At 72.4% G+C, this 18,539-nt stretch carries 16 protein-coding genes and 1 pseudogene; 12 read left to right on the top strand and 5 right to left on the bottom strand.

Translation table 11 applies throughout. The features are described from left to right. Window positions 1-394 precede the first annotated feature (394 nt). Entirely contained in the window at window positions 395-1,963 is a 1,569-nt protein-coding gene (locus VSH64_RS14410; RefSeq protein WP_326836092.1) for a phosphodiester glycosidase family protein, read from the top strand. Between the two features lie 265 nt (window positions 1,964-2,228). Next, window positions 2,229-5,888, top strand: a complete 3,660-nt coding sequence (locus VSH64_RS14405; protein WP_326836091.1) for a discoidin domain-containing protein — start codon at window positions 2,229-2,231, stop codon at window positions 5,886-5,888. A 120-nt stretch (window positions 5,889-6,008) separates the two neighbouring features. Here the strand turns inward: VSH64_RS14405 and VSH64_RS14400 are convergent, their stop codons facing one another. Further along, window positions 6,009-6,497 carry an SCO family protein gene (locus VSH64_RS14400; protein WP_326836090.1) on the bottom strand — a complete coding sequence of 163 codons (489 nt, stop codon included), beginning with the start codon at window positions 6,495-6,497 and terminating at the stop codon, window positions 6,009-6,011. A gap of 146 nt (window positions 6,498-6,643) precedes the next feature. Here VSH64_RS14400 and VSH64_RS14395 point away from each other — a divergent pair, with 146 nt between their 5' ends. Then, the gene (locus tag VSH64_RS14395; protein ID WP_326837947.1) at window positions 6,644-7,282 is read left to right on the top strand and encodes a TetR/AcrR family transcriptional regulator; all 639 of its coding nucleotides are present in this window, start codon (window positions 6,644-6,646) and stop codon (window positions 7,280-7,282) included. Window positions 7,283-7,367: 85 nt separating this feature from the next. Further along, window positions 7,368-8,579: a cytochrome P450 gene (locus tag VSH64_RS14390; RefSeq protein WP_326836089.1), complete on the top strand. Its 1,212-nt coding sequence runs from the start codon at window positions 7,368-7,370 to the stop codon at window positions 8,577-8,579. Here the strand turns inward: VSH64_RS14390 and VSH64_RS14385 are convergent. After that, window positions 8,569-9,129: a TetR/AcrR family transcriptional regulator gene (locus VSH64_RS14385; protein WP_326836088.1), complete on the bottom strand. Its 561-nt coding sequence runs from the start codon at window positions 9,127-9,129 to the stop codon at window positions 8,569-8,571. The two genes, VSH64_RS14390 and VSH64_RS14385, sit on opposite strands and share 11 nt — an antisense overlap. Before the next feature lie 115 nt (window positions 9,130-9,244). Between VSH64_RS14385 and VSH64_RS14380 the strand changes: the two genes are divergently transcribed. The 6 genes and pseudogenes from VSH64_RS14380 to VSH64_RS14355 all read left to right on the top strand — a co-directional run bounded on the left by VSH64_RS14380 (window position 9,245) and on the right by VSH64_RS14355 (window position 14,546). Next, a complete protein-coding gene (locus VSH64_RS14380) occupies window positions 9,245-10,093 on the top strand; it encodes an SDR family NAD(P)-dependent oxidoreductase (protein ID WP_326836087.1) in 849 nt (282 codons plus the stop codon). Between the two features lie 27 nt (window positions 10,094-10,120). After that, complete coding sequence (locus tag VSH64_RS14375; RefSeq protein ID WP_326836086.1) at window positions 10,121-11,014, top strand: aldo/keto reductase; 894 nt, start codon at window positions 10,121-10,123, stop codon at window positions 11,012-11,014. 116 nt (window positions 11,015-11,130) lie between these two features. Continuing rightward, a pseudogene (locus tag VSH64_RS14370) lies at window positions 11,131-11,921 on the top strand (integrase core domain-containing protein). A 108-nt stretch (window positions 11,922-12,029) separates the two neighbouring features. Continuing rightward, window positions 12,030-12,407 carry a YciI family protein gene (locus VSH64_RS14365; RefSeq protein WP_456062102.1) on the top strand — a complete coding sequence of 126 codons (378 nt, stop codon included), beginning with the start codon at window positions 12,030-12,032 and terminating at the stop codon, window positions 12,405-12,407. 16 nt (window positions 12,408-12,423) lie between these two features. Beyond that, window positions 12,424-13,680 (top strand): RNA polymerase sigma factor, encoded by a 1,257-nt coding sequence (locus VSH64_RS14360; RefSeq protein WP_326836084.1) that lies wholly within the window; start codon window positions 12,424-12,426, stop codon window positions 13,678-13,680. Further along, window positions 13,677-14,546, top strand: coding sequence for a carboxymuconolactone decarboxylase family protein (locus tag VSH64_RS14355; protein WP_326836083.1), 870 nt, complete (start codon window positions 13,677-13,679; stop codon window positions 14,544-14,546). Before VSH64_RS14360 ends, VSH64_RS14355 begins: the two co-directional genes overlap by 4 nt. Window positions 14,547-14,636: 90 nt before the next feature. On the opposite strand, the gene VSH64_RS14350 is transcribed toward VSH64_RS14355, so the two are convergent. Together VSH64_RS14350 and VSH64_RS14345 are read right to left on the bottom strand one after the other, a co-directional pair. Beyond that, a complete protein-coding gene (locus VSH64_RS14350) occupies window positions 14,637-15,224 on the bottom strand; it encodes a TIGR03086 family metal-binding protein (RefSeq protein WP_326836082.1) in 588 nt (195 codons plus the stop codon). Window positions 15,225-15,290: 66 nt separating this feature from the next. Then, window positions 15,291-16,391 carry a calcium:proton antiporter gene (locus VSH64_RS14345; RefSeq protein WP_326836081.1) on the bottom strand — a complete coding sequence of 367 codons (1,101 nt, stop codon included), beginning with the start codon at window positions 16,389-16,391 and terminating at the stop codon, window positions 15,291-15,293. 117 nt (window positions 16,392-16,508) lie between these two features. Here VSH64_RS14345 and VSH64_RS14340 point away from each other — a divergent pair, with 117 nt between their 5' ends. Together VSH64_RS14340 and VSH64_RS14335 are read left to right on the top strand one after the other, a co-directional pair. Further along, window positions 16,509-16,802: an alpha/beta fold hydrolase gene (locus tag VSH64_RS14340; protein ID WP_326836080.1), complete on the top strand. Its 294-nt coding sequence runs from the start codon at window positions 16,509-16,511 to the stop codon at window positions 16,800-16,802. 94 nt (window positions 16,803-16,896) lie between these two features. Continuing rightward, a complete protein-coding gene (locus tag VSH64_RS14335) occupies window positions 16,897-17,859 on the top strand; it encodes a TIGR03557 family F420-dependent LLM class oxidoreductase (protein WP_326836079.1) in 963 nt (320 codons plus the stop codon). Window positions 17,860-17,886: 27 nt separating this feature from the next. Here the strand turns inward: VSH64_RS14335 and VSH64_RS14330 are convergent, their stop codons facing one another. After that, the gene (locus VSH64_RS14330) at window positions 17,887-18,459 is read right to left on the bottom strand and encodes an alpha/beta hydrolase family protein (RefSeq protein WP_326836078.1); all 573 of its coding nucleotides are present in this window, start codon (window positions 18,457-18,459) and stop codon (window positions 17,887-17,889) included. Window positions 18,460-18,539 lie beyond the last annotated feature (80 nt).

Genomic DNA, 18,539 nt, shown 5'->3' with positions numbered 1-18,539 from the left:
GGTGGCAGATGTCAGGTTGTCCGGTTTTATCGGGGCAGCACCGAACCCCGTGCCGCGTGTGTGCGCCGCGGTACGGGGTTCGGCGGGTCGGCTCACTCCATCGGGGGGAGAGTGAGCACCTCCTTTCGGCGGGAACGGCGATTCCTGGGGCAGGCCACCGGATCCGATTCGGGAGACCCGGCCGCTCGGCGTGGGGGAGTGAACCGCTATCCCGGTTTCTTGCTCTTCCAGACTCGCTCGCGAGCACCCGCGGCACATCGGAAGTCCTACGGAGAAAGTACGTACGCAGCCGGTTCCGCAGAGGTTCACCGGCACTCCAGCCGCCGGACAGGTCCGGGACCCCGGCGACGGGTGGACTCACCCGGATCCGCTTGAGGCAAGGGAGAAACCCACAGTGTTCACCTCGTCACGCGCCCGGCGCGTGCTCGCGGCCGCGGTTGTCGTCGCCGGTTCGGCGGCGGTGCTCACGCCCGCCGCCGACGCGTCGGTGCCCGGTCCCGCCGGCTACACCTGGACCACCGACTCGGTCGCGCCGGGCGTCACCGTGCGCACCGGGGTGCTGAGCCGCCCGGCCCACCCTCCGATCTGGACGGTCACGATCACCGCGCCCGCCAAGAACATCCTCACCGGCGCCGCCACCACGGCGGAGCTGGGCACCGCCGCGTGGGCGCGCGACACCGCCGCCCGGCTCGCGGCGGCCGGCTACCCGGCGCGCCAGGACACCGTGCGCTGGCCCGGATTCTCCGACACTCCACGGGGTGTCGAAGGAGTGCGCGTGCGCACCGGTTCGTACGCCACGCAAGCGGCGGCGACCGCGGCCGCGACGGCGCTCAAGGCGGCCGGGTTCAGCGCCGTGGCCGAATGGACCGGCTACGACGCCGACCAGGCGCCCGACGCCGAACGCGTGCACGTCGCGGTCATCGACCGCGACCGGTTCCACGGCAGCATCGAAGCGACGCACGACGGCGCGGTCGCGCAGCGGGAGACCACGTCGTCGATCGCCGCGAAGACCGGTGCCCTCGTCGCGGTGAACGGCGGGTTCTTCGTGACCGCCGACGCCGACGGGTTCCAGGGAGTGCCGGCCGGGCTCGCCGCCTACGACGGCAAGCTCGAGTCGCAGTCGTCCGGCGCCCGCGCGGCGCTCGTGCTCGGCCGCCGCGGCGATGTGTCGATCGAGAACCTCACGTCCACGGTCACCGTGCGGGCCGGCTCGGCGTCCCACGCGGTGGAAGGCGTGAACCGCAAACCCGGTGTCGTGCGCGACTGCGGACGCCCCGGCCTCACCCCGACCACGCGGCCCCGGCAGGACTTCACCTGCACCGCCACCGACGACCTCGTGCTCTTCACCGCCGAGTTCGGTGCGGCTCTGCCGGCCGGAGCGGGCACGCAGGTCACGCTCGACCACGCCGGTCGTGTGCTCACCGTCGGTGCGCGCGGCGGCGCGGTGCCCGCCGGCGGCTCGGCCGTGCAGGGCATCGGCCCGGCCGCCGACTGGCTCGCGGCCCACGCCGTGGCCGGGCGCAAGCTGGACGTCGACGAGCGCGTGCGCACCGCGTCGGGTCGCCCGGTCGACCTGCGGGCCGGGGACGGCATCGTGAGCGCGGCGCCGGTGTTGCTGCGCCACGGCCGCGAGGCCATCGACGCCGCCACCGAAGGCGTGCTCGACCCGAAGGACCTCTCGTTCGGCTACGCGTGGGCCGAGCAGCGCCAGCCGCGCACGATGGCCGGCCTCGACGCACAGGGCCGCCTGCTGCTCGTGACGGTCGACGGCCGCCAGCCCGGCGTGAGCGAAGGCGTGACGATCGAGGAGGGCGCGCAGCTGATGCGCAGCCTCGGCGCGGTCGACGCGCTCAACCTCGACGGCGGCGGCTCCACCGCCATCGCCGTGGCCGGTCAGCTGGTGAACCACCCGTCGGACGCCACCGGCGAACGCCCGATCGGCGACGCCGTACTGGTGCGCTGACCCTGTCCGGCGAGGCGCGTCCGGGCCGACCGGACGCGCCTCGCCGGACCGCGCAGCCACGATTCCGGGTCCATCCGGCCCTTGACGACCGGTGTCCCGGCGACAGCCGACATCGATGTCATCGTGGCCGATTCTTGTCTCACTTGTCGTCTTGACGAGCGGGTGCACGGCCGGGAAGCTTCCTGGCAACGTTGTCACCCGTCGACGTCGACGCCTGCGGTCCCCGCGTCACCTCGACGGATCTGTCTCGAGACCGGGAGATCCCATGACGTTGGACCAGAGTGGTGCGCCGGGCGCGGAGTCGGCCCTGTCGAGACGGCACGTGCTGACCGCCGGAAGCGGGTTGCTGGCCGGGTTCGGCCTCACCGCGGTGCTGCCCGGCGTGGCCTCGGCGGCCCCCGCGTCCCCGGCCGTGACCGACGGGCACAGCTCCACCGACCTGGCGCTGTTCCGCCCGGTGCAGGTGTCCTCCACCGACTACGCGGCCACGCCGGCCGAGTTCGCGGTGGACGGCCTCGCGCAGGTCGGCGTGCAGGGCTCCGGCTGGCGCGCGGCCAAGGGCGACTCGCAGTGGATCATCGTCGACCTGCAGGGCCGCTGCCAGGTCGACTCCGTGGTGCTCACGTTCGAGGCCCGCCCGGGTGACCCCGCGTTCGACGCCGCCGGCTCGCGCAGCAACACCAAGGGCACGGAGGTGCAGTCGAGCTACGCCACCGTGTTCGATCTCGACATCTCCCAGGACGGCAAGTCCTGGCGCACCGTGTACACCACGGCGCAGGGCACCGGCGGGGTGGTGACCATCCCGCTGAAGCCGGCCGTGACCGCTCGCTGGGTGCGGCTCACCAGCTCCGCCGAGTCGACCACGAACCCGTTGGGGCTCAACGGTTTCCAGGTGTTCGGCAGCACTCGCGACAACCGGCCGGCCGTGCGCGGCTGGACCTCGTTCCCGATGCGCGCGCACGACAACCCGCCGGCCCTGGCGGTGGCCGCCGACGGTTCGGTGCCGCTCGAGTCCGGCTGGGTCCTCACCATGCAGGACTGGGCGCCGAGCACCGACGGCGCCGTGCTGTCGGGCGGCACGGTCGACACGCGCGGCTGGCTGCCGGCGTCGGTGCCCGGCACCGTGCTCGGCTCGCTCGTGGAGCAGGGGCAGCTGCCCGACCCGGTCAAGGGCATGAACAACATGCACATCCCGGAAGCGCTCTCGCGCCACGACTGGTGGTACCGCCGCACGTTCGCGCTGCCACGCGGTCTCGACACGTCGGCGGGCCGGCACGTGTGGCTCGAGTTCGACGGCGTGAACCACGAAGCCGACATCTGGCTCAACGGCACGCACGTCGGCTCGCTGTCGCACCCGTTCGGCCGCGCCGCGCTCGACATCACCGCCGCGCTGCGCCGCACCGGCGACCAGGCGGTGGCGGTGAAGATCGCGCCGATGCCGTTCCCCGGCAGCCCCGGCGACAAGGGGCCGGCCGGCCAGTCGTTCGTGGACGCGGACGCCACCATGTTCACCAACTCGCCGACCTACCTCGCGGTGTCCGGCTGGGACTGGATGCCGGCCGTGCGCGACCGCGCCTCGGGCATCTGGGACCACGTGCGCCTGCGCTCGACCGGCGCGGTCGTGCTCGGCGACGCCCGCGTGGACACCGTGCTGCCGAACCTGCCCGACACGAGCACGGCCGAGCTCACCATCTCGGTGCCGGTGCGCAACGCGAGCGCGGTCACGCAGCGGGCGAAGGTGACCGCGGCGTTCGACGGCATCAGCGTCTCGACCACCGTCACCGTGGCCGCGGGAGCCGAGGGCACCGCGGTGTTCAAGCCCGCGGACTTCCCGCAGCTGCGCCTGAAGAACCCGAAGCTGTGGTGGCCCAACGGATACGGCGACCCGACCCTGCACGACCTCACCCTCACCGCCGCGATCGGCGCGGCCGTGAGCGACCACCGGTCGGTGAAGTTCGGCATCCGCAAGATCGACTACCACTACGAGATCCCGGTGACCCCGGTCGACGGCGCCGCGGACCAGACCGTGGACTTCCCGGCACAGACGGCCCGGTACCTGCGGCTGCAGTGCGACAAGCGCTCCGCCGGCTGGGGTTTCTCCGTGTACGAGATGTCGGTGCTGAACAGCGCGAACCCGGACACGAACCTCGCCCTCGGCAAGCCGGCCACCGCGTCGAGCACCGAGCCGATCGGCGACACGACCACGGACAACCCGGACCTGACCCCGGACCACGCCGTGGACGGCAACCGCACCACGCGCTGGGCCTCGGCGTGGAGCGACAACCAGTACCTGCAGGTCGACTTCGGCAGCCCCGTCACCTTCGACCGGGTGGCGCTGCACTGGGAGTACTCGTACGCGATGACCTACCGCGTGCAGGTGTCGCAGGACGGGCAGACCTGGACCGACGCGCTGGCCGTGGACAACACGCCGAAGCCGCTGACCATCTTCGTCAACGGCGTGAAGATCTTCATCCGCGGCGGCAGCTGGGGCTGGGACGAACTGCTGCGCCGGATGCCGGCCGAGCGCACCGACAACGTGGTGGCGATGCACCGCGACATGAACTTCACGCTGATCCGCAACTGGGTCGGCTCCTCCTACCGCGAGGAGCTGTTCGACGCCTGCGACAAGTTCGGCATCCTGCTGTGGAACGAGTTCTGGCTCGGCTGGTCCTACGACCCGACCAACCACGACGTGTTCCTCGCCCAGGCGAAGGACACCGTGCTGCGCTACCGCCACCACGCGTGCGCCACGGTGTGGTTCGGCTGCAACGAAGGCTCGCCGCCGGCGGTGGTCGACCAGGCGCTGCGCGCGATCGTCACGGACAACACCGACCTGCTGTACCAGAGCAACTCCGCGGGCGGCGCGATCACCGGCGACGGCCCGTACCGCTGGCTCGACCCGAAGCAGTACTTCACGGGTGAGGCCACCGGTGGCAAGGCCGGGTTCTGGAGCGAGATCGGCATCCCGACCGTGTCCGTGGTGGAGAGCATGCGCAACCTCGTCGGCGACGGCGAGGCCGGGTGGCCGATCGGCGCGCCGTGGTTCCTGCACGACTGGTCCACGCAGGGCAACCAGTCGCCGCAGACCTACCTGGCGGCGATCGATGCGCGGCTCTCGCCGTCGTCGAGCCTCGAGGAGTTCTGCCGCAAGGCGCAGTTCGTGAACTTCGAGAGCATGCGCGCGATCTTCGAGGCGTGGAACGCGAAGCTGTGGAACGACGCCACCGGCGTGCTGCTCTGGATGTCGCACCCGGCGTGGCACAGCACGGTGTGGCAGACCTACGACTACGACCTCGACGTGAACGGCAGCTACTACGGTTCGCGCAAGGGCTGCGAGACCCGCCACGTGCAGGCGGACCTCACGACGTGGCAGGTGCGGGCGATCAACCACACCTCGACGGCGATGAGCGCCGCGACGGTGTCGGCTCGGCTGTACGGCCTCGACGGCAAGGCGCTGGGTGCGGCGCAGACGCAGAAGCTCGACGTGGCCGCGCTTTCGGGGGCGGCCGCGTTCACGGTGCCGTTCGGCGCGGACTTGCCGGCGCTGCACCTGCTGCGGCTCACGCTCACCGACTCGCACGGCACGGTCGTCTCGGAGAACACCTACTGGCGCTATCAGACCGACACGGCGATGCGCGCGCTCAACCAGCTCGGGCGCACGCAGCTGTCCACCAGCCTCAAGTCGGCCGGCAAGGACGGGTACACCGCGACGATCCGCAACACCGGCAAGACCGTGGCCGCGATGGTGCGGCTTTCGCTGCGGGAGAGCAACGGCAAGGACCGCGTGCTGCCGACGATCTACGGCGACAACTACTTCTGGCTGCTGCCGGGGGAGTCGCGCACGGTCACGGTGGCGCCGCGCAAGTCGGTGAAGTCGCCGCGGCTGTCGGTGGAGGCGTACAACGTGCCGGCGAAGCTGAGCTGATCGCCTGACTCCCGGTTGCCGGGGCCTGCCTCGCGGCGGCTCCGGCAACCGGCCCCCACCACGACCGGGAACAGCGGCTGAAACCGCGTGCCTCGGACCGCGCAGTTCAGGCCGCGCAGCTCAGGAAATGGCTTCGCGCAGCCGTGCGGTGAACGTCGGGTCGTCGAGCCCGTCGGTGAGGTGCGTGGCGTAGGCGCCGTCGGGGTCGAGCACGTAGGTGATCGCGGTGTGCGGCACCGCGTAGCCGTCCGGGTCCTCCGGATCGTCCTTGCGCCGCGCGAACACGCGGAACGCCCGCTTGGCCCGCTCGATCTGCTCGGACGTGCCGGTGAGGCCCGTGAAGCGCGGGTGATCGTGTTCGAGGAAGGCGCGCATGACCTCGGGGCTGTCGCGCTCCGGGTCCACGGTGATGTAGAGCGGCTGGATCTCGTCCGCTAGCGGGCCCAGGTCCGCCAGCGTGGCCGACAGGCGGCCGAGCGCGCGCGGGCAGACCATGCGGCAGTGGGTGAAACCGAAGAACACCGTGACCCAGCGGCCCCGGTAGCTCTGCTCGGTCACGGCCGCGCCGTGGTGGTCGACGAGGCTGAAGGTGGCGTCGATCGGCGTCACGCCGGGGTCCTCTCGTCAAGCCGGTCCTGCTCACCGCCACGCTACTCGCGGGCTTCGTAATTCAAGCACTTGACTTAACTTCCGAAGATCCGGTTGACTGATCACGAACCGCAGACGCGACGCGGGGAGGAGCAACCGTGGCCGGAGTGACCGGGAAGGCAGTGCGTGCGGAGCCGACGCGTGAGCGGATCCTCGCGACGGCCGAGCGCCTGTTCGCCGAGCACGGCGTGTACGCGGTGTCCAACCGGCAGATCAGCGAAGCCGCGGGGCAGGGCAACAACGCCGCGGTCGGCTACCACTTCGGCACGAAGGCCGACCTCGTCCGCGCGATCGCTCGCAAGCACGCCGAGGACATCGAGGTCACGCGCACGCGCCTGGTCGCCGAGGTGCCGGCAGGCGCCGACGTGCGGGCCTGGGTGGAATGCCTGGTGCGGCCGGTGACCGAGCACCTGGCCGCCTTGCGCGCCCCGACGTGGTACGCGCGCTTCGCCGCACAGGTGACCACCGACCCGGCGCTGCGTGGAATCGTCGAAGAGGAGGCGCTGAGCGCCCCGGCGCTGCACCGGATCCTGCGCGGCCTCGACGCCTGCCTGCCGCACCTGCCGGCCGACACCCGGGCCGAACGCGACGCCATGGCCCGCATCCTCATGGTCCACACCTGCGCCGAGCGCGAACGGGCGCTGGCCGAAGCCACCCCGACACCCCGGGCCGACTGGTCGACGGCTGGAACCGGGCTCGTCGACGCCATCGTGGCCCTCTGGCTCGCACCGACGACCGCGGGTTGAGCCGCCGACTGTCCACTTCAGACACCGCCGAGGTCGGCCTGCGCACCGCAGACCGGCGAAGTCCCCACCTGCCGCGGAGGAACGCATGACGAGCACGGTCCCCGAGATCCCCGAGTTCCCGATGGCGCGCGCGGCCGGGTGCCCGTTCGACCCGCCGCCGCGGGCGCGGGAGCTGCAGGAGGCCGGGCCGCTGGCGCGGGTGAAGCTGTGGGACGGCAGCACGCCGTGGCTGGTCACCCGCTACGCCGACCAGCGCGCCCTGCTCGCGGACTCGCGGGTGAGCGCCGACATCACGCGGCCGGGTTATCCGAGCCCCGCGCCGCTGCCGCCGGGCGGGTCGGCGATCAGCTTCATCCTGATGGACAACCCGGAGCACTCGCGGTTGCGGCGGATGGTCACGGCGCCGTTCACGGTTCGGCGCATCGAAGCGCTGCGCCCGGCCGTGCAGCGGATCGTGGACGACTCCCTCGACGCGATGCTCGCCGGGCCGAACCCGGTGGACCTCGTGGAGGCGTTCGCCCTGCCGGTGCCTTCGCTCGTGATCTGCGAGCTGCTCGGCGTGCCCTACCGCGACCACGATTTCTTCCAGGCCAACAGCAAGGTCATCGTGCAGCGCGACGTCGACCCGGCCGTGCGCACCGCCGGGCACCGGGCGCTCGTGGACTACCTCGACCGGCTGATGGGGGAGAAGCTCGCGCACCGGCAGGACGATCTGCTGTCCGGGCTCGCCGACCGCGTCGAGGCGGGGGAGCTCACGCGGCTCGAGGCGGCGCAGATGGGCGTGCTGCTGCTGATTGCCGGCCACGAGACCACAGCCAACATGATCGCGCTCGGCACGCTCACGCTGCTGCGGCACCCCGAGCAGCTCGCGCTGATCCGGGAGACCGACGACCCGGCCGTGATCGCCGGCGCGGTCGAGGAGCTGCTGCGCTACCTCACGATCACGCACAACGGCCGCCGGCGCGTGGCGATCGAGGACATCGAGGTGGCGGGCCAGACGATCCGCGCGGGTGAGGGCCTGATCATGGCCAACGACATCGCCAACCGCGACGAGAGCGTGTTTGGCGATCCCGACGGCCTCGACGTGCGCCGGCCGGACTCGCGCCGGCACGTGGCGTTCGGCTTCGGGGTGCACCAGTGCCTCGGCCAGCCGCTCGCGCGGGTGGAGCTGCAGGTCGTGTACAGCACGCTCTACCGCCGCGTGCCGACGCTCGCCCTCGCGGCCGGGTTCGACGAGCTTTCGTTCAAGCACAACGGTTCCGTGTACGGCGTGTACGAGCTGCCCGTCACGTGGTGATGCGCAGCCCCGCCAGCACCACGTCGAGGTAGGGCTCGGCGGTGCGGCCCGTGGCCGGGTCCTTCGGCAATGCGCCGATGAGGGCGAGCACCTGCGCGGCCGTGACGTCGGGTCGCACGTGGCCCTCGGCGCGGGCGCGCTCGAGCAGCGCGGCGAAGCTCGCCTTCATCGGCGCGCACGTGGCGGCGACCGGCGACCCGTCGTCGGCCAGCCCGTCGCCGACGTGCCCGCTCAGGCCGGGGTATTCAGTGGCGGCGCGGTCGTAGAGGCGCAGCCAGCCGGCCAGCCCGCCGGCGCCGTCGGGCGCGTCGAGCAGCTCGCGTGCGCGCACGTCGAGCAGGTCGGCGCTGTCGTGCATGATCGCGGCGAACACGTGCTCACGCGAGGGGAAGTGCCGGTACAGCGTGCCGCGGCCGACGCCCGCTTCCTGCGCCACGATCTCCAGCGGCGCGTCGGTGCCCAGGCGCGCGAAGACATCCTTCGCGGCTTCCAGGAGCACGTCGTAGTTGCGGCGCGCGTCGGCGCGCTGCCGTTTCGCGGGACTGGTCACGGTCCGAGTCTAGCTATCCGGACGCGGTGTCCGCTCTCACGATGACAACCGGACACGATGTCCGTAACGTCGGCGCCAGGAAACGGACGCGACGTCCGGATGGAGAGGAGATCCAATGGCTCCCGTGATCGCCGTGGTCACCGGCGCGAGCCGCGGTGCCGGCAAGGGCATCGCCCTGGCGCTGGGCGCGACCGGCGCGACGGTGTACGTGACCGGCCGCAGCGTGCGGCCCGGCGACTCGCCCCACGGCGGCACCGTCGCGGAGACCGCGGCGTTGATCGACGAGGCCGGCGGCACCGGGGTGCCGGTGGCCGTGGACCACGCCGACGACCGGGCCGTGGCCGCGCTGTTCGAGCGCGTCGCCGCCGACCACGGGCGCCTCGACGTGCTGGTGAACAACGCGGCGAAAGTCGGCGAACCGGGGAAGCCGGGCGGGTTCTGGACCCACCCGCTCGACGCGGCGGACCTGATCACGGTGGGCCTGCGTTCGCACTACGTCGCCGCCTACCACGCCGCCCCGCTGCTCATCGCCAACGGCCGCGGCCTGATCGTCCACACCGGACACTACGGCGCCGTGTCGTATCACCAGGGCCCCGCCTACGGCGCGCAGAAGGCGGGTGCGGACAAGATGGCGGCGGACTTCGCGAAAGACCTGCGGCCGCACCACGTGGCCGCGGTGTCGCTCTGGATGGGTGGCCTGCGCACCGAACGCGCCGAGGCCTACCTCGCCACGCTCCCGGCCGCGGCCCGGGGCACCGCGGCGCGCGAGACGCCGCAGTTCACCGGCCGCGTGATCGCCGCGCTCTACGCCTCGCCCGACCTGATGGCCCACTCGGGCCGCACGCTGATCGGCGCGGAGCTCGGCGCGCGCCTCGGCGTGACCGACCTGGACGGCACCGCTCCGCTGAGCCGTCGCGACGAGCTCGGGGCGCCACCGGAGCCGCACCCTTCGCTGCTGGGCTGACCGAACGGAAACTGGCAGACTCGGCCGGTGAAGATCGACGCTCGCGCGGCGGGCCTGTGGACCCTCGGTGATCTGCCGGTCGCCCGGCTCGGCTTCGGCACGATGCGGCTGCCCCAGCGCGGCGAGGCGTTCGCCGCCGACGCCGTGCCGCGCGATCGGGACGAGGCGATCGCCGTGCTGCACCGGGCCGTGGAGCTCGGGGTGAACCACGTGGACACGGCCGCGTTCTACTTCTCGCGGCTGCGCTCGGCCAACGAGCTGATCAACCGGGCACTGGCCCCGTATCCCGACGACCTGGTGATCGCGACCAAGGTCGGGCCGGCGCGCGATGCCGGCGGGCAGTGGCTGCCGATGGCGACACCGGCGCAGCTGCGCGGCCAGGTGGAGCAGAACCTGCGCGAGCTGGGCCGTGACCACCTCGACCTGGTGAACCTGCGCACGTCCGGGATCGAGTCGGTGACCGCGCACTTCGGGGTGCTGGCCGAACTGCGCACGGCCGGGCTGATCCGCCACCTCGGCATCTCCAACGCGCGGCCCGAACACCTCGCGCAGGCCCGGGCGGTGGCACCCGTGGTGTGCGTGCAGAACGCCTACGGCCTGGGCTACCGGCCCGGCCAGGACGAGTTCGTCGCCGAATGCGGGGCGGCCGGCGTCGCGTTCGTGCCCTTCTTCGCGATCGCCGGCGCCGGCCGGGAAGCGGGCACCGGCGGGCCCGACCACGACGAGGTACTCGCTGTGGCGCGGGAGCACGAGGCCACGCCCGTGCAGGTCCGGCTGGCCTGGGCGCTGCACCGGGGTCCGCACGTGCTGGTGATCCCGGGCACCGGCACGCCGGCGCACCTCGAGGACAACGTCGCCGCCGCGGCGCTGCGCCTCACGACCGACCAGCTCGCCCGGCTCGATGCGCTGCACCGCGCCTAGCTTGAGTGACCATGGACGTTTATGACGGTTGAGCGGCGCGTCGGGTTGATCACGACGAAGACCTCCGTGTGTGGTGCTGGTGTCTGACGCCATCACCGATCACAACGGAGGTCTTCATGTCCCACCGTAATGCTCGCCTGACCCTGCATGGGCGTCGGTTGCTCATCGACCGGGTCCGGGCTGGCCGCCCGGTCGCGCACGTCGTGGCCGAACTCGGCGTTTCCCGCGCGACCGGCTACAAGTGGGTCCGCCGTTACGCCCGCGACGGTGACCTCGGCCTGGCCGACCGTTCCAGCCGGCCGCACCACTCACCCCGGTGAACCCATGCCCAGACCGAGCAGCAGATCCTTCAGCTACGCCACGACCGACGACTGGGCCCGGCCCGCATCGCCGGCATCCTCGACCTGCGCGCCTCGACCGTGCACCGAGTCCTGACCCGCCACCACCAGCCGAAACTGGCCTGGCTGGACCGCCCCACCGGCCAGCCGATCCGCCGCTACGAACGCGACCGGCCCGGCGAACTCGTCCACGTCGACGTCAAGAAACTCGGCCGGCTGCGCGAAGGCGGCGGCTGGCGCGCCCACGGACGCGACAGCGACATCCACCGCGCCACCCGCAACGCCGCCCGCGTCGCCGCTCCCACGCCTGGCGTGACGCCCTCACCGACATCGGCGCCCAAGCCCGCTTCACCCGCCGCTACCGACCCCAAACCAACGGCAAAGCCGAACGCTTCAACCGCACCCTCACCGAAGAATGGGCCTACGCCCAACCCTTCACCAGCTCACACCACCGAGCCGAAGCACTACCCGCATTCCTCCACCACTACAACCACCCCCGCACCCACACCGCCCTCAGCGGCCAACCACCCATCACCCGCATCAACAACCTCCCAGGGCACTACACCTAGCCGGAGAATTTTTCGGGACGCTCACCGCGCCGTGTCGAGTTACGGTCGGGCTGTTCGTCATCCTCTTCGGACGACCTGGACCAGGTGACTGGAGGACACGTGCAGTACATGCTGCTCATCTACAACTGCGTACGCCCCGAACCGGGTGACCCCGGGTTCGAGGAGGCGGTGGCGCGGGTCAACGCGTTCGCCGACGAGTGCCGCCGCCGGGGCGTGTGGCTGGAGGGCCGGCCGCTGCAGTCGGAGGCCGCGGCGACCACGGTGAGCGTGCGCGACGGGCGCACGCTGATCACCGACGGCCCGTTCGCCGAGACCCACGAGCACCTCGGCGGGTTCTACCTGTTCGACTGCCGCAACCTCGACGAGGCCCTGGAGCTCGCCGCGCTGTGCCCGATGGCGGCCGAGGGGTCGATCGAGGTCCGCCCGGTCGTCGGGATCCCGGGGGTGGGCCACGCGCCGGTCGACGCGGCGGCCTCCGCTGAGTGAACCGGCGGCCGCCGCGGTGGTCGAGCGGGTCTACCGCGAGGACCGCGCGCGGATGCTGGCCGCGCTGATCCGCGTGCTCGGCGATTTCGAGCTCGCGGAGGACGCGTTGCAGGAGGCCTGCGCGCTGGCGCTGCGCAAGTGGGCCGCGGTGCCCGACGACCCGATGGCGTGGCTGCTCACCGCGGCCCGCAACAGCGCGTTCGACCGGCTGCGCCGCGCCCGCGTGGGCCGGGAGAAGCTGGCGGCGGTGGGGGCCGAGCCGGAGGTGGTGGCGATGCCGGACTTCGCCGACCGGCGCCTGCTGGAAGTGGGCGACGAACGGCTGAGCCTGATCTTCACCTGTTGCCACCCCGCGCTCGCCGAGCCGGCGCGGGTGGCGCTGACCCTGCAGGCCGTGGTCGGGCTCACCGCGGGACAGATCGCGCGGACGTTCCTGATCGGCGAGGCCACGCTCGCGCAACGGCTCGTGCGCGCCAAGCGCAAGATCCGCGACGCCGGGATCACGCTGGAAGTACCGCCGGACCACCTGCTGCCCGAGCGGCTGGCCGGCGTGCTCGCGGTGGTGTACCTGATCTTCACCCAGGGCTACACCGCCGCGGCCGGCTCACCCGAGCACGCGGCCCTGCGCCAGGAGGCGATCCGGCTCGGCAAGCTCGTGGCCACGCTCATGCCGGACGAACCGGAGGCCCTCGGTCTCGTCGCCGTGCTGCTGCTGCACGATTCGCGCGCGGCCGCGCGGTACGACACCGAGGGCGACGTGGTGCTGCTGGAGGACCAGGACCGCACGCGGTGGGACCACACCGAGATCGCGGAGGCCCTCGGGCTGCTCGACCGCGCGCTGCGCCACGGCGAGCCCGGGCCGTACCAGGTCCAGGCCGCGATCGCTGCGGTCCACGCGCAGGCCGCGTCGGCGGAGCTGACCGACTGGGCCGCCATCGCCGGGCTCTACGCGCGGCTGCTGGAGCTCACGCCTTCGCCGGTGGTGGCGCTGAACCACGCGGTGGCGGTGGCGATGGCGCGTGGTCCCGCCGAAGGGCTGACGCTGATCGAGCGCATCGAGGGGCTCGACCAGTACCACCTGATGCACGCCGCGCGCGCCGACTTGCTGCGCCGGCTCGACCGGCGCGCCGAAGCGGCCACCGCGTACCGGCGCGCCCACGAACTGGCCCACACACCGGCGGACCGGCGGTTCCTCGCCCGCCGCCTGCTCGACCTCGATTGCCCTGATTCCGACTGCCCTGATACCGACGCCGACGCTGGGGAGACACCGTGAGACTGTCCATTCTGGAACACGGCCACCGCCGCCGGGCGAAGCTGTTCCTGTCGGCCACCGCGAAGATGTCCCGAGTGGACAGTCCCGACATCGTGCTGACCCTGCTGTACCGGCCCGAGTACCTGACCCGCGCGCTGCTGGACCTCACGGCGCCGGCCATGCGGGGACCGTCGTACTGGACCGCCGGCGAGCGCGAGTACCTGGCGATGGGCACGGCGAAGCTGCACGAGTGCCCGTTCTGCATCGTCACCCACGCCGAGCTCACCCGCATCGCCGGCACGGGCGAGGTCGACCCCGATGAACCGGCGGCCGCCCGCCCGGAACTGCGGGCCGTGCGGGCCTTCCTCGACACCGTCTCGCGCCCGGGCAGCGAGCCCGATGCGGCGCTGATCGCCGACGTACCCGCGGCGGCCGTGCTCGACGCGCTGCGCGTGAACCTGGTGTGGGACGTGGTGAACCGCCTGGCCAACGCGTTCGGTTTCGAACTGCGCGACGGTCAGCTCGAGAGCGGCACTCGCTCCCTGCACCGCTTCGGCTACCGCTTCCCGGGCTTCCTGCTCTCCGGCGGCCCGAAAACCGACCACGGTGACGTCGTGGAGAACCTCCGCCACGCGGTCACGGACGCGCGCGGGGTCACCGATCCCGCCTTGCGCGCAGCCCTGATGGAAGGCACCCCGGTCCCCGAACCGTGGTCGACGTACGCCGACACCGTCCGCACGGCCTCCTACCGCCTCACCGATGCCGACTTCGCCGCACTGCGCGCCGCCGGACACTCGGAGGACGAGATCTTCGAGGTCACCCTCGCGGCGGCGGCCGGTGCCGCGCTGCACGCGTACGACCGGGGCCGGAAGGCAGTAGGGCAGTAGAGCAGTAGGGCGAGCCGGGCAACAAGGCCGTAGGGCAGTGAACCGGGGACCGGTGGGGGAGTCCGGTTCGGACACCCCCACCGGTGCGGCTCACACCGTGACCGGCTCCCACGCCACTCGGCCCAGGAAGGCCAGCAGGCGCGTCTGATCGTCCGAAGCGGGCGGGGGCGTGAGTTCCGGTCCGAAGAAGCCCGGGGCGCGCACGGCGTGGTCGTGGGCCCAGGCGAACGCGGCCTCGACCGTGCCGGGGTCGAGGCGCACGTCGGCGCCCAGCGTGTGCGCGATGTCCCAGGTGTGGGCCACCAGATCCGTGGTCAGCAGGCTCACCACGGCGGCGACGGGGACCTCGCCGAGGCCCGGGATCGAGGTGGTCCGGGCCAGTGCTTCCGGGGTCAGGGCGGCGTGACAGGCGGCGCTGGCCACGCGCCACGTGGTGAGCGGGTCGGTGCCCGCGATCGGGGCCGGGTGCGGAGAGCCCGGGGCGCCCGAGCGGTCGGCGTAGTCCTCGCCGGTGGCCCAGGCCCGCAGCTGGCGCTGGCCCCAGATCGCGTGGCCCGCGAGGTCGCGCACCGTCCATTCGGGGCAGGTCGACCGGTCGGCCCAGCGCTCGGCCGGCACCGCGGCGAGCACCGTCCCGAAGCCGTCCTGCGCTTTCCCCAGCAACGCCAAGTTGTCCATCGTTCGTCCTTTCACGGGTCCTTTTCCACCCGAGGACGAACGGCACCGGCCCGGCTCGACACCCGCTCACGGACTGGCGGCGAGGAACACGAAAGCCGCCAGCAGCACCAGGTGGACGCCGCCCTGCAGCCGGGTCGCGCGGCCCGGCACCACGGTGAGGCCGCCGACCACCACGGTGATCACGAGCAGCACGATCTGGGTCGCGTCCAGCCCCAGCAGCAGCGGCCCGGTGAGCCAGATCGACGCGAGCGCGATCGCCGGGATCGTGAGGCCGATGCTGGCCATCGCCGACCCGAGCGCCAGGTTCAGGCTCACCTGCACGCGGCCGCGCCGCGCGGCGTTGGTGGCGGCCAGCGTCTCGGGCAGCAGCACGAGCAGCGCGATCACCACACCGACGAACGACTGCGGGAACCCCAGCGCCGCCACCCCCGCCTCGATCGCGGGCGACTCCACCTTCGCCAGCCCGACCACGGCCACGAGCGCGACCAGCAGCAGGCCCAGGCTGAACAGCGCGGTGCGCGTGGTCGTCGGCTTCGCGTGGTCGTCTTCCTCGACCACGGCGCCGTCGTCGCCCACCGGCAGGAAGAAATCGCGGTGGCGCACGGTCTGGGTCACCACGAAAAGCCCGTAGAGAACCAGCGACGCCAGCGCCGCGAACGCCAGCTGCGCGGGCGAGAACTCGGGCCCGCGGCGGGAAGTGGTGAACGTGGGCAGCACGAGGCTGAGGGTGGCGAGCGTCGCGACGGTCGCCAGCGCCGAACCCGTGCCCTCGGCGTTGAACGCCGCGGTCTTGCGGCGCCACGCGCCCACGAGCAGCGACAGGCCGAGGATGCCGTTGCAGGTGATCATCACGGCGGCGAACACGGTGTCGCGCGCCAGTGAGGCCGTTTTCTCGCCACCGGACACCATCAGCGTGACGATGAGCGCCACCTCGATCACCGTCACGGCCACCGCCAGCACGAGCGACCCGAACGGCTCGCCGACCCGGTGGGCCACCACCTCCGCGTGGTGCACCGCCGCGAGCACGGCGGCCGCCAAGACCACGGCGACAAGGATCACCGGCACCGTCGCGAGCACCCGCCCCCACGTGACCACCAGCGTGACCACCGCGACCGCCGGGGCGATCGTCGTCCAGCGCAACCAGGGGGAACTCGTCCGGGAAGCCATGCAACGCAGCTTCGCAGATCAGCCGGGGAAACGCCCCCGGAGCGCGCCGGGCCGGGGGATCAGGCGCCGCCCGGTTCGGCCGCGGCGAGGTCGGACCGGTGCAGATCGCGCTCGCCCGTGATCCCGCCGGGTTCGAGCGCCTCGCCCGCACTCGCGTTCGCGGAGGGCGACGACAAGAACATCGACCACGTGGTGCGCACCGTCCGGCATCCGTTCTGGCGCGAGCGGATCGCGGCGTACCTGACCGAGTCGCCGATGCACGGATGCTCAGCGACTACAAGATGGGCGTGGGACTGGTTCGCGCAGTCGTACCGCTTCGTGTCGGTGCCGGGCGCGGGGCACTGGCTGCACCAGGACGCGCCGCTGAAGGTGAACCGGGAGATCCGGTCCTGGCTCGACCTGGTGCGCTGACCGGGTTTTGCCTGTCCGCGCACGGGATATCCCGGCCCGGTAAGGGTGAGCCGGGGGGAGGTTCACCACGGCACCACCGAGCGGGGGACACCGCATGCGCATCGGCTACACCTTGATGACCGAGCAGGCCGGGCCGAAGGACCTGGTCGCGCACGCCGCCGCGGCCGAGCGGGCGGGGTTCGACTTCGAGGTCTGCAGCGACCACTACTCGCCCTGGCTCACCGAGCAGGGCCACGCGCCCTACGCGTGGAGTGTGCTCGGCGCGGTCACGCAGGTCACCGAACGGGTGGATCTGATGACGTTCGTGACCTGCCCGACGATGCGGTACCACCCCGCCGTGGTCGCGCAGAAGGCCGCGACGATCCAGCTGCTGTCCGACGACCGGTTCACCCTCGGCCTCGGCGCGGGGGAGAACCTCAACGAGCACGTGGTCGGGCAGGGGTGGCCGCCGGTGAACGTGCGCCACGACATGCTCGCCGAGGCCGTGCAGATCATCGGCGGCCTCTTCGACGGCGGCTCGTTCAGCTACGAGGGCAAGCACTTCCGGGTGGACTCGGCGAAGCTGTGGGACCTCTCGCCCACGCGGGTGCCGGTCGGGATCGCGGTGTCGGGCAAGCAGTCCGTGCACCGGTTCGCGGCCCAGGGCGACGCGATGATCGCGGTGGAGCCCGACCCCGCCCTGTGCGGCGAGTGGGACGCGACGCGGCTCGGACCGCCGACGCGCAAGATCGCGCAGCTGCCGGTGAGCTGGGATCCGGATCGCGACACCGCCGTCCGTCGCGCGCACGACCAGTTCCGGTGGTTCAGCGGCGGGTGGAAGGTGAACTCGGAGCTGCCGGGCCCGGCGGGCTTCGCCGGCGCCACCCGGTTCGTGCGCCAGGACGACGTGGCCGCGGGCATCCCGTGCGGCCCGGACGTCGGCCCGATCCGCGACGCCGTGCAGCAGTTCGCCGACTCGGGTTTCACCGACCTCGCGCTGATCCAGATCGGCGGCGATCGGCAGGACGAGTTCCTGGCGTTCGCGGAGAAGGAACTGTTGCCCGCGTTGCGTGAGTAGTGCGGCGGCGCGCTGCCCGCGCTCGGGTCAGAGCGCCGGGCGGTGCAGCGCCGGCAGGTTCGCCAGCGCGGAGCAGAGGGCTTCCGCCACTCGCGGGTGGCCGAGCGGCACCGGCGCCGGCACGCGGTCGTCGTCGGTGGTGTGCGCGAGGAGGTCGACGTCGACGCCGGCGTCACGCAGCTGCGCGACCACGGTGCCGTGCTCCGCGAGCCAGGTCTCGTCGGCCTCGGTGGCGTCGCCGGGGCTCAGCACACCCTCCGCGGCCGGGTCGACGAGCAGGACCGAACGCACGTGGTCGGGGCGCTCGGCCGCGAGCCGCAGGGCTTCGCCGGCGAACGGACCGCTCGCGACGAGGTCGACGCGGTGCTCGGCCCGGTTCGTCACGGCCTCGGTGGCCTCGCGCAGAGCGCCCTCGGCCGGCATCCGACACCACACGACGTGGTGGTCCTCGGTGAGGGGCCGCCAGGTGGGTGGCAGGCCGTCGTGCTTGGCCTCTCCGGCCGGGTCGAGCACGATGAGCCGCCGGGCGCCGGGCGGGCCGGCGGTCACCAGGGCGGGGCCTTGCGCGCGGATCGGGTCCGGCACGGGGTTTTCGGACATGCGAGGAACTCCTTTCCGTCCGTTCCGGCGGGTACCCGGTGGGGACGGTGAAAAACCGGCCGATTTCCGCGGCTTCCCCG

This window comes from Amycolatopsis rhabdoformis (assembly GCF_035918295.1).
In the GTDB taxonomy this organism is placed as follows: Bacteria; Actinomycetota; Actinomycetes; order Mycobacteriales; family Pseudonocardiaceae; genus Amycolatopsis; species Amycolatopsis rhabdoformis.
Note: the sequence above shows the minus strand (reverse complement) of the source record. Positions and strands in the feature narration are given on the sequence as shown.